An 11,811-nucleotide genomic window follows, 5' to 3' on the forward strand; every position below is an offset into this window, starting at 1 on the left:
GAATCAGCCATTTTTGTATTGAGAGGGGGGCATGTCCATCCATTGCTTGAATTTTGCGGCGAATTGTTCGGGATCGGCGTATCCGACCGTCCGGGCTACGTCGGCAATTTTCAGATCGGTTCGCCGCAGAAGCCTGCGGCTCGCCTCGATGCGCGTGCGGTGAACGTAATCGAGGAAAGACATTCCCGTCTGCTTCTTGAACAACTGCCCCAAATAAGCGGGCTGAAAATGAAGCATTTTCGCAACGGCCTGCAATTGAAGCGGCTCGCAGTAGCGCTCCCGGATAATTCGGGCCGCCTCTCCTACGGGACCGGTCATCGCCTTCTGCCGCGTCAATTGCTTCATCGTCTCGCGGGCAAACGACGCTAAAATATCGGGCCAGCGCTCCGGCCTGTTCGGCAGAACCGGAAGCGAGAGTGTGTGTTCGTCATCCGGAGCCGGGTTTGTCATTTCTCCCTCCATCACCTTCCAGATCAATTCCAACAACACATTCGATAAGAATGCTTTGCTCGCCTCCCTATCCCCTTTGAAAGAAAGCCCCACTTGGCTGCACAGTCTTCCGGCCGCTTCGTCAATCACCGATAAATCGCCCGCTTGAATTGCCAGTAACAGGGAGTCCTCCGCAGCGAACAACGGATCATCGGCATCCGGGACAGTCCAGGCCGTTGACAGCGTATGCGTCGAGACTGCCTCCTCTTCGTTCGGATGCGACCACTCCTTGCCCAGCTTACCGAGTGTTGCGTTAATTTCCTCCACGTCGATTGGCTTTAGCCAGTAATCAAGCACTCCGCACGTCAGCGCCTTCTGGGCGAAGGCGAAGTCATCGTGCCCGCTCAGAACGATGAATCGGCTCGGCACATTCAGCGCCTTCGTGCAGTGCTCGATCAACTGCAATCCATCCATGACCGGCATGCTAATATCCAACACGACCAGATCGGGGTTCAGCTCCTGAATTCGATTCAGCGCTTCTTCCCCATCGCAAGCTTCGCCGCAAATACGGAAACCGTGGCTTTCCCAATCGATCATGAACGTTAAACCTTCCAATACAAGCGGTTCGTCGTCAACGAGCAGCACGGTGAAGATCGGGATCCTCTCCCTCCGAAAATAACCCTCTTTATGAAAATAATCCTCATTATACCATGGAAATAAATGCTTTTGGCCGATCCGCTTGCCGCTGCAGCAAGGGATCGGCAAGCAAGCTTATCCTTTGTAAGGGTCGATGGTTTGAATCGTTCCGTCTTCGTTGTAATGCAACTCGGCATATTTCACGCAGCGTTTGTGATTAATGCCGCCTGACAAGGAGCTGTCATGGTAGAACAAATACCATCTGCCTTCGAACTGGACAATCGAATGATGGGTTGTCCAGCCAATTACCGGGGTCAGAATCGTTCCTTTGAAGGTATACGGTCCCATCGGATGCCGACTGACGGCATATACCAACTTGTGTGTGGTGCCGGTGGAATAGGACAAATAATACCAGCCATTATACTTATGCACCCAAGGGCCTTCGAAATATCTTCGCTCCTCATCCCCAGCCAGAATCGGGCTGCCATCCTCATGAACGATGGAAATTTCCCGGGGCTCTTCTCGGAAAGAAAGCATATCCTCGCTAAGCGGTGCAACCCTCGGGCCCAGCGCAGGAGCATCTGCGTTCGGGCCCGAGGCATTCTGCTCGAACGTTCCAGACTGCCATTTCTCCAACTGGCCGCCCCACAATCCGCCGAAATAGATGTAGGCTTGGTTGTCCTCATCTACGAACACGGCCGGATCAATGCTGAAGCTGCCCTCCATGTAATTCGGCTGCGGCGTGTACCGACCGGCCGGCGATTTTGCCGTTGCGACGCCAATCCGAAAAATCCCCAGTGAATCCCTCGCCGGAAAAAATAAATAATAGACGCCGTTCTTATATGCAGCATCCGGAGCCCATAGCTGCTTCGAAGCCCAGGGAATATCGTTCAGATGAAGGACCTGGCCTTCATCAACGACAGGCGAATCAAAGCTGGCAAGCGACAGCACATGATAGTCTTCCATGGCATATTGGTCGCCGTTATCATTGTCGGGTCCGTCATGATCGATATCGTGCGAAGGATAAATGTAAATTTTGCCCTCGAACACGTGGGCGGACGGGTCAGCCGTGTAGATATGCGTGACTAGCGGCTTATGGGGCCGGGGTGCTTCGTTCATTTCAAATCGCTCCTCGCTTGATTTATTTTTTTAATAAAATGATACGCTCCGTTGTACCACACGTTGAAATCATGAACGCCGTCCTTGATTGCGATTTGGTAATGCTCTTCGAGATAATCCCCCGCAATGTCCGCAAGCCCGTCGATCGATTGCTCGTAGCAATCAAGCGATATGTCATCGGCATCTCCGCAGGTCATATACAGCAGCTTGAGCCTGTTGCCGCGCGAAGCGATGCTTGAGCCGAGAACTGTGCCGCTGCTCGAAGTAGGGGCGTTAGAGAATGCGCCTATATAAGCGAACAGATCGGTCATCCCTTGCGCGGGAACCGTCGCGATTAGCCCGTTCTTCCATACGCTCTCCGTTCCAGCAAGTGCTGCGGAATCGCACCGATAACCGCCAAGGATCAGATTCAATGTTTGCATGCCGCCCATGGACAAACCTGCGATTGCCCTGTGCATACGGCTGTATGCAACCGTCTCGGGAGCATTCTCCCGAACATTCGCATAGGTGTTGAACGTAGATTCTATGAACGGAATCAGATCGTATCTCAGCTCGTAGTCGAAATAATAGAAGCCGAGCATGTTTGTTCCTTCTGGATTGAACGTACGATCCGTCCAGTCATGCGAGCTTCTTCCGTTCGGCATCACGACGATGATTGGTTCGATATCGCCGCCGGCGATGAGATTGTCCAACAGATTGCACAACAGATATTTGCCATCCTCAATCCCTGGGCCGCACAGCCACTCGTATTCGTCCCCGCCTACACCGTGAAGCAAGTACAATACATTGTAACGGGTATACGGATCTGATTGTTCGTAACCGGCCGGGAGATAGACGCTGCAGGATTTGTGAATTGCCGCTCCGCCAACCGTTGCTCTTCCCGCTTCTCCTGCATCGATTTCCCGCTCCGTCACAAGCTGGCGCGACGAGTTGATGTAGTGTTTTACCGGATACACGACTTCCCGTACTTTGCCTTGCTTGCCGCCCGCAGCCGCACTCAGATAGGCGTCGGGAATTCCCATCCTGTTCAAGCGCTTCATTGTTTACTTCGCCTCCTATTCCGATCCTCATGCGTATTTTCTCGCTATGGTATATTAAAGACATGATATAGGGAGGGATACGGATGACCCATATTCACTATGTTGAATGCAATACAACGCACTCTGGCCATTTTGTAATCGACGTTCCCGTTGGCTTTCACTGGCTATTGGTCATTACCAAAACCCCCGCGCAATTCTGGGTCAATGGCGCCCTCAAGGAATACCCTGCTCACAGCGCCGTTCTGTATCGTCCGTTACAGAAAGTTTACTACCAGACCTGCGGCGATTCCTTCATCAATGACTGGATCCGATTCGAATCGGATGAAGCTTATATTACGGAATCGCCTCTTCCGTTCGGCGTTCCTTTTTCCTTGAACGATCCGGAATACTGCTCCAAACTATTTGAACTGTTGGTCACTGAACATAACTTTAATCGGGATTACAAAAAATCCTCCATCGACTATTTGTTGAGAACCTTGTTCAATAAACTATTGGAATCCATCTCCCAAGAGGACATTACGCCTCAATACTACAATCTGTTGCGACTTCGCACGTCCATTCAAAACAATCCCGGCGATTACTGGACAATTGCGAAAATGGCGGATTATCTGCAAATCAGCCCTGGCTACCTCCAGAGCATCTACAAGAAAACCTTCGGAGTTTCCTGCATGGACGATGTGATTAACAGCCGAATACGAATAGCTAAAGAATATTTGATTCATAACACCCAGAGCATTGCCGAGATCGCTTCTCGATGCGGCTATCAAAATGTGGAGCACTTCTGCAGGCAATTCAAAAAGATAACGGGATATCCGCCGAGAAAATTCCACAAACACGTCGCTAATCAACCCGATTGAATTAACTTTCGATTTTTAAAATACTGCCGTACCCTCGTAATCCGGGCTCAAGCCCCCTTCCGTGCTTGGGTCTTCGACGCAAACCTCGAATACGTTCTCCCGCCGATTTTGAAAACGTTTTCCCTATTGTGCAAAAAAAAGTGCTTGGCGACAGGCAATGCGAAGCATTGCTACAGCTCTCCAAGCCGTGCGTCCCTAGTCATTTCCCGCTTTCATCAAAAATTTTAAGTGGCCAACCCGATTAAAACAATGATATATACAAATATATAATTGATCTATACTGAGATTTATTGAATCGAGCCTCGGCAGTTAACCGCCCGTTTTCTTCCGTTCAAACGAAGAAAAAAACCTCAGCCTCCAGTGGAACCGGAGGGGACTGAGGTTTTCCCGTAATGCCCTTATTGCGGAGTCAGGCGAACGTCGTCGATCAGCAGCGTCGTCCCGCCGGGCGAGTCGACGTAGAAGCCGACGTCGACGACGCCGGTCGTCACGTAAATGTTGTCGATGCGGATCGACTTCCAGACGCCGTCGTTGGAGATGTTGTAGTACTGCGCGCTGCCGCCGTGATTGGATATTTCGGCGCGCGCCGTCGTCGGAGCGGTATTGCTCAGCCGCACCCGCGCTTCGAACTTGTAGTTGGCGTTGTTGACGGGAACATCCACCTGTTGATGGATGCTTTGCTTATATGCCCCGGGCGCATAGAAATACGCGCGCTGCCAGCCGGTCGAAGGCGCTTCCGGCGGGTTCATCCCTTTGCCGCTGTCGATGCCGTAAGCGAGCGCCTGTCCGCCGGGATGCCATTCCGCCCAGTTGCTGTTAAAGGCCGTGTTCCGCTCAAATCCGGGATTGTCCAGCAGATTCGTCTCTGAAGCTGCCGGAACAACAGCCGTCGGCGAGACCAATATGCGATCCAGATTAACGCCGCCCGTATCCCCCGTATCGTATTTGACCGTTACGGTATTCGTACCCGCGTTCAGACTGACCGTCTCTTTCTTGTCCTGCCAGATGTTCCAGTTCACGGACGGACTGGACAAGCTGAGCTGACTGTCCTTTACGCCGTTGGCGAATAAGCTGACCGTCTTCGCCGAGCCTGAGCCATTGGCATATCTAAGTGCTACCTCATAGCTGCCGGCGCTTGGCACTTCCACTTGGAATTCGGCCGAAGCGCCCGACGAACCGAAGCCGTCTACGAAGGCCGAGCCCGAATAAAACCAATGGTCCTCGTTCGTGGAGGCGCCGCCGGACAGCTTGGCGTTCTCGGCCTCGTACTTGGCCTGAATCGGATCGAAGGACACCGCCATATAGTCCAGATTCACATTACCGGTATCCCCGTTGCCAGCATCGTATTTGTACGTAATCGCATTGCGTCCCGCCATGAGAGGCAGCGTCTCCGTCTGCGTTCCCCACGTATCCCAGTTTGCCAATTGACCGAGCGACGTCGTCTTCACACGCGCACCGTTGACGAAAATACTGAGCGTCTTGGCCGATCCGGTCGCATTGGCATAGCGGAGAGCCACCTCGTAATCGCCGCCTGTGCGGACGTCCGCATAGAACGTCGCCGCCGCGCCGGCATCGTCCAAGCCGTCCACGAACCCGCTGCCGGCATAACCGGAATGATTCGTATTGACGCCGGCCATCGTCCCCGTCGAGTCCCCGGACAACGACGCTTCCTCCGCCTCGTATTGATAAGCGGTAGACGCCACGCTGCCGCTGCCGGTGACGACAACATTTTTGGCCGAGCCCGCACCCGAGGCCACTTTGACGTAGGTGACCAAACCATACACGTCTCTGCCCGTGCTCCAACCTTCCCCTCCGGCCGCTTTCAAAGCGTTCAGATCGGCGTAGGAGGCAAGCGCGCTGCCGTTCAACGTTGCGCCTGTGCCGGCTTTGCCGTGAAGCTTAACCAAATAGTAATCGACGTCCGGCACATACGTTCCGGATTTCGCTCCGACGGAAAACGCGTACCCGCTTCCGCCGTTGTCCTGAGCGGTCAACGTCTGCTCGAAGGTCGTTCCGCCTTCGTAATCGTACGTCTTGCCGTCATCCTCGTAATAAGCGAACGAGGTTGCCGTCGCTGAAGGGAATACGTCGACGTTCACCGTATCGACGACTCGTTGGCCGACATAATCCTGTACTTGCTGCGACGGAATGATCGCACCCTGCTTGATAAACAACGGGATGTCCGTCCAGCTCTCGGAGTTCAGCGGGTAATGGATCGTCTGTCCGCCCGCATAGGTGACTCCGCGGAAATAGTCGGTCCACGTCCCCGCCGGCAAATAGATCGCCTTGCTCTTCTGCTGCTTGTCGACGACCGGAGCGGCCATAAGCCAGTCCCCGAACATCCAAGCGTCTGTCCGATTCGCGACATTGGCGTCCGCCGGGTAATCGAACGCGAGCGGCCGCACCAGTCCCGCTCCGTTCTCGTATGCCTTCCGCTCATAGGCGTACAAATAAGGCAGGAGCGAGTAGCGGAACTGAATCGCGCTTTTGCTGACTTCCTCCGCGGTCGAACCGTAATACCAAGGCTGACGCTGCTGGTTGTAGTTGCCGTGCACCCGGAACACCGGCGTCATCGCCGCGAATTGCAGCCATCTGGCGTACAGCTCGGGCGTCGGATTGCCGATCGTGCCGTTCTCCTGGTTAAAGCCGCCGGCATCCATTCCCCATTTGGCCTGCCCCAGATTGACCGAGGACAGCATGACGGCGCGCTGCTCCTTCATGCCCGCAGCCCACGAGACGTGCTCGCCCTTCTGAAACTGGATGCCGATGTCTCCCGACCACAGCGTCGTCGCATACCGCTGAGCGCCGGGGTAATACGTGCGCGCCGTCTGCCATACGCGGAGCGCGTCGTCGGTGTACGCCCGCTGGCCTTCGTAGAAAGCCTGCGACCAATGGCCGGTCATGAAATTTCCGAACCAATATTGCGCCATACCCGAAGAAACTTTGTCCGTCTCGTCGTTCCACCATCCGACGATGCCCTTGTCGAGCGCTTCCTCGGAGTTCTGCCACAACCACGTCCGGGCGCTCGCATTGTAAGGATCGACGCTGCGGACCGTAACGGGAATGAAATAGTCCGTATACTCGGAATGCCCCGGATACCAGTAACCGCCCGCTTGCGCATCGTCGTACTGATCCGTCCGGTTGTTGCCGAAATCCAGTGTAACGACGCGAGGCTTCGTAATGCCGATCAGCTTAATCCCCTTGGCGTCCATATCGCTCTTGAGCGCATTCGTGGCCGCATCGGGGAAATTCCCCGTATTCCACTTAAACTCCCCGTAATGATCCTCGCCGTACTTTTTCCAATCGTAATCCAGCGCGTAGCCGTCAATCGGGATATTTTTCGCCCGGTAAAGCTCGACCATCTCCTCCAGCTCGTCCTGGTCGATGCCCCACTCGAAATTGCTGAATCCGAGCGACCACTTCGGCATGAGCGGAGCCGCCCCGCTAATCTTCGAATACGCGCCCATGATCTGATAGGGATCGCCCAGCATGATATAGTACTCCACATTCGATTTGGAGTAACGTCGTCCTTCCGTCGGCGTTCCTCCATAGTAGAATTCCAGTTGTCCCGTGGTCGAGTTCGTATACGGATACCCGCCGTCGCTGTCGACCAGCACGCCATAGCCGGACGTCGACCAGATGAACGGGCCTCCCGCGTCGCCCTGCTCCCCGGCATGCGCCGCATGATCGCTATCGTTCCGCAAAATGTCGCCCTCGCCGTCGAAGGCGTTATAGCTGCGAATGCCGTACATGTTGTGCCCGGTCGAGTGCTGGAACCTGACCCCGTCATAGAACACGCCTCCGCCGGCAGGCTCCCAGAGCAGCGTCGTTCCGTCGGCTTTCTTGACCGTCATCCTTGCCGGGTTTTTGGCGATCTCGATTCTCATCACGGAGGTTGTGATCAGAATCGGATCTCCCGTCGTATCGATCGTTGCCCCTACCGCGCTCCACGTCCGGTTCGGATCGATCATCGGCGTACTAGCGCTTGAAGCGACGCCGTTCGGACGGTAATTCACCTTCAGAATGTTAAGGTCCGCCGCCAGAATTTCCAGAATGTCGTCGTTCGGCTCAGCGCCGTTGTCGATCGTCAGCGTAAGCGCATCTCCCGTTACGGAAACGCCGATAACATTGCCCAGTGCGCTCACGTAAGCGTTCGTCTTCGCCGCCGGATAGACGGTCATCACCGACAACACCAAGCTGAACGTCAGCGCAACGAGGAACCCTTTCCTCAACTTCTTGCCAATCATCTTTCGGATCATAAGAACATACCCACCTCTCCCATTGGATGAACTCTCGCAATTCGGATCGTGACGCGGGCTTCCTTATTTCTGTTCCCTGTTCCTGCTCCCTATTCCTTGATCGTAATGTTGTCCAGATTGATGCCTTGAGAATTGCCGTGATCGTACTGCAGCCAGATCGTATTGTGCCCGGCATTCAGCGTGAGAGTCGCCGTCGCCGTGCCCCACGTATCCCAGTTCGCCGTCGCCGACATCGAGAGCGTCTGAATGTTCGAGCCGTTCACATAGATTTGCCGGGAAGCGGTGCCGGCCGCGGAGCTATACTTGAAGTCGACATCATAGGAGCCCGCCGCATCCACATACACGTCGAACAGTACCGCATCGCCCGTGCTGGCGAATCCGTCCACGAAGCCGGTTCCGGTATAGCCCGTATGGTTCGTATTCGTCGATACGTTCACCTGCGTCGCGTATTCGGCCTCGTACTCCGACTTGTGGACGCCGTTCAGAACGACGGTGCGAGTGGAGCCGCCGGAAGCGACCTTCACGTAGACGAACTTCTCCGCAGCGCTGTAATACCAGCCTTGCGAGCTGGAATTCAGCGCGCTCAGGCTGCCGTACTCGGTAAGCCCGGAGCCCCCGACCGTAACGGAAGACGGCTTCGTCGTGTACACCTGCAGCGTGCTTGCGGTGCTGATCGCCGGAAGCGTTACGGTAACCCGATTCAAGTCGTACTCCTCGTCGGAGGAGATCGTCTTGACGGAGCCGCCGATGTCGTCGTTCCAATCGTAGGATGTGCTGCCGTCCGGATAAACCCGGAAAGTCAGATTCGTATAGCTCGTCATGCTGTTGCCGATTGTGCCTCCCAGCGCATAATTCGAATTGAGGTTCATCGGAATGATCGAGCCCGACTTCACGAATACCGGGATGCTGTCGACGTCCGCATAGTAGGAGATTTCCCGATCCCCCGGTCTTGCGGCGCCGTAGAAGAAGTCGATCCATTCTCCCTCCGGCAGATAAATATCCTTGTTCGTGACGCCTTGATCGACAATCGGCGCTACGAGCAGATTATCCCCGAACAAATACTGATACTGATAGTCCGGATCGTAAGAGTTTGCATCGTCCGGATATTCGAGGAACATCGCTCTCATGAGCGGCGCGCCGGTGGCGCTCGTCTTCGTCGCTTCGCTGTAGATATAAGGAAGCAGGTTCATCCGGATATTCATATACTTGGCAAAATGATTGATGACGGTGCCGTCGCCGCTGCGCGTCTGCACGTTCCACGGCGTTCTCTCCTCGTTGACCGGCGGGTTGGATTTCTCCGAGTGAATCTGGACGACCGGCGCGAATATGGCCATCTCCACCGAGCGCTTATACAGCTCCGAGGAAGGGAAAGTTCCCGTAAAGCCGGCAAGATCCCAGCTCCAATAAGGGACGCCGGACATATTCGCATTCAAGCCTGCCAGAATCGACTGCTTCATCGTGCCGAAGGTCGACTCCTGATCGCCCGCCCAGAATGCCGGGTACGCGCCGACGCCCGTCGTGCCGGCCCGGCTGAACGAGATCGTCTCCCCGCGCTTGAGCTTGGCGTAGTCGTAATAAGCGCCGATGTACAGATTCGGATACAGATTCCGCATCTCGTCGCCTTTCTTGCCGTTGGAGAACGTCGTATTTTTGCCCCATACCAGCTCTCCGCCGTCCGTCTTGAAGCCGTCAATGCCGATGTCGTCGAACAAGTAGGAGCGCTTCGACATCCACCAATTGACCGCCGCGGAGTTTGTGAAGTCCAGAATCGGGCTGCTGCCGAACCAGCCGTCAGGCGTTTTGTAGGCTCCGCCGTTGCCGTCACCTACCGCGTAGCCCTGCGAGATCATATAGGACTCGTCGTTATCTTTCTGCGCATACGGAGAGCCTGTGTGCTTAATCGCCGGCGTCTGCCAGAGCAGCACCTTCAGCCCTGCGGTATGAATGTCGTCGACCATCCCTTCCGGGTCGGGCCATTTCGTGCCATAGGTGAAATCGCTCGAAGAGAACGCATCGCTGCCGGCCTTGGGCGTATAGGTGGCATCGTTCCAAATATAGAACGTCTCCTCGTCGCTCCACTGCTCCAGCACAAGCGTCGTCGCCGGAATGTTGTACGTGTTCAGATTGCTGAGCACGGTGTTCACTTCCGACTGACGGTCCCACTCGTTGGCGGACAGCCACAATCCGAAGCCCCATTTCGGCATCAGTGTCGGCTTGGCCGTCGTATCCGTATAATTGTCGATGACGTCCTTCAGGTTGTCTCCCGAATAAAAATAGTAATCCAGCATCGAGTTCGCGCTGCCGCCCGTATTTACGGTAAATCCGTACATATCGGAGCGAACCGTCGCCATTTTGAACTTGGAGTAGTAGGTGCTGTTAGCGAGAATGCCGTAGCCTTTGGAGCTTATAAAGTAAGGGATCGCGAGGTAGGTTTTTTCGTTCTGGTTGAGATATTGGTTGTAGATATAGGTCTCGATGTCTTCTCCCCGCTTGTCGAAGTTGTCGTACCGTTCGCCGAAGCCGAAAAACTTCTCGTCGGACGGGGAATAGAAATTGTCCTCGACCTTGTCGATAATCGAGCTGCCGTCGGTCAGCCAAGCCATATTGCGATTGACCGTGCTGTCGTACTGCTTGGCGATCAGCGTCGTTCCGTCCTCCTCGTACACGCTGAGCTTAAAAGGGGACTTGTCCACTCTCAGCACAAGCTCGGACGTCGCGACCGTATAATACGAGCCGTGATCCGTCAGCGTATAATTGGATAATCCGGTATCGAAGCTCCCCGTCCCCGTCGGGGACAGCTGCACCCGGAAAACGTCGTCCGCCGCGAACGAGATGTTCAGCTTGGGCGACAACGTGCCCGTATTCGGAACCGCGTTGAACACGACGTGGTTGGAGCTGTCCGTATAGCCGCTAACGCTGGCTACCGATTCCCAGTCCGTAACCGTAAATTCGAACGGACCGATCGTCTTCTGGTTCGTGCCGTATTGGTCGGCGCGAACGGTATAATTAATGACATCGCCCTTGGCGAAGCTGCCCAGCGCGACTTCCCAATACGTATCTCCGCCGCTGTTGTACTTCCATGAGCCGTTAATGACGGATTGGGGCACGCCGTTCTTAGTCCAAGTGACCCAGACGGCTTGTCCGGGTTCGATCGGCCAAGTCTTGAGCTTGATATAGACGTTCTCTCCCGCAATCGGGTCCTGCGGATAGCGCTCCGTCACTTCCGCGACGTACCGATCCTCCAGCCCGTACGGGCTATGAAATACTCCATCAATTGCGAACGCACTCGGAACGGAAGACAGGAACAACAGCAACGCCATTACCGGATAAGCAAGCCGCCTTCTGATCGTCTTCAGTCTGATCATCATTCTCGCTCCTCGCTATTAGTGGATTACAAGCTGCGGGTCTAGCGATTACAGCTCCCCCTAAGATGCCAAGCCCAAGCATCACCTCCTTTCTTGAACCGGTTTT

Annotated in this window: 6 protein-coding genes; 1 reads left to right on the forward strand and 5 read right to left on the reverse strand. The window is 54.9% G+C overall.

Going from position 1 to position 11,811, the window contains the following annotated elements; translation table 11 throughout:
* Positions 1-3 precede the first annotated feature (3 nt).
* Genes J4772_RS27925 through J4772_RS27935 form a run of 3 tightly spaced genes read right to left on the reverse strand, consistent with a single transcriptional unit; the run spans position 4 to position 3,224 of the window.
* Positions 4-1,194, reverse strand: coding sequence for a response regulator transcription factor (locus J4772_RS27925; RefSeq protein ID WP_209072372.1), 1,191 nt, complete (start codon positions 1,192-1,194; stop codon positions 4-6).
* Positions 1,195-1,200: 6 nt separating this feature from the next.
* The gene (locus J4772_RS27930) at positions 1,201-2,184 is read right to left on the reverse strand and encodes a glycoside hydrolase family 43 protein (RefSeq protein WP_209072373.1); all 984 of its coding nucleotides are present in this window, start codon (positions 2,182-2,184) and stop codon (positions 1,201-1,203) included.
* Positions 2,181-3,224, reverse strand: coding sequence for an alpha/beta hydrolase (locus J4772_RS27935; RefSeq protein WP_209072374.1), 1,044 nt, complete (start codon positions 3,222-3,224; stop codon positions 2,181-2,183). Before J4772_RS27935 ends, J4772_RS27930 begins: the two co-directional genes overlap by 4 nt.
* Before the next feature lie 83 nt (positions 3,225-3,307).
* Here J4772_RS27935 and J4772_RS27940 point away from each other — a divergent pair, with 83 nt between their 5' ends.
* The gene (locus tag J4772_RS27940) at positions 3,308-4,081 is read left to right on the forward strand and encodes a helix-turn-helix transcriptional regulator (RefSeq protein ID WP_209072375.1); all 774 of its coding nucleotides are present in this window, start codon (positions 3,308-3,310) and stop codon (positions 4,079-4,081) included.
* 398 nt (positions 4,082-4,479) lie between these two features.
* Here the strand turns inward: J4772_RS27940 and J4772_RS27945 are convergent, their stop codons facing one another.
* Together J4772_RS27945 and J4772_RS27950 are read right to left on the reverse strand one after the other, a co-directional pair.
* Positions 4,480-8,340 (reverse strand): TIM-barrel domain-containing protein, encoded by a 3,861-nt coding sequence (locus J4772_RS27945; protein ID WP_247740873.1) that lies wholly within the window; start codon positions 8,338-8,340, stop codon positions 4,480-4,482.
* Between the two features lie 89 nt (positions 8,341-8,429).
* On the reverse strand, positions 8,430-11,708 hold the full coding sequence (locus J4772_RS27950; protein WP_247740874.1) for a TIM-barrel domain-containing protein: 3,279 nt from the start codon (positions 11,706-11,708) through the stop codon (positions 8,430-8,432).
* Positions 11,709-11,811 lie beyond the last annotated feature (103 nt).

It is taken from the genome of Cohnella sp. LGH (genome assembly GCF_017671885.1).
Classification (GTDB): domain Bacteria; phylum Bacillota; class Bacilli; order Paenibacillales; family Paenibacillaceae; genus Cohnella; species Cohnella phaseoli.